The sequence below is a fragment of the Phormidium sp. CCY1219 genome (genome assembly GCF_035615515.1).
Taxonomy (GTDB): Bacteria; Cyanobacteriota; Cyanobacteriia; order Cyanobacteriales; family Laspinemataceae; genus CCY1219.
The window spans coordinates 1-201 of sequence record NZ_JAJENT010000562.1 but is presented as its reverse complement, the minus strand read 5'-3'; the positions used below and the strand labels follow the sequence as shown (position 1 = coordinate 201).

Sequence of the window (201 nt, the reverse complement as noted above, 5' to 3'; positions counted from 1 at the left end):
GTGGCAGTCTTTACATCGTGGCAATGTCTATGAAGAAGTTGGAGGTTTTTGTATTCATCCTTTCCACCTAGGGTTTCCGGGATGATGTGGTCTACTTCCATAGTGTCTTCTTCCTTGAAATAAAGTCCGCAGTGGTTACACTTCCCTTTTTGTCTCTTCAAGAGCTTCGATACTCTCGTTGGAACACCGGGTTGTTTCCCC

Annotated in this window: 1 protein-coding gene; it reads right to left on the bottom strand. The window is 45.3% G+C overall.

The window, feature by feature from the left end; all coding sequences use genetic code 11:
* Positions 1 to 201, bottom strand: a 201-nt coding sequence (locus LKK83_RS15505; RefSeq protein WP_324632116.1) for an HNH endonuclease, incomplete at both ends; no start/stop codon positions are given.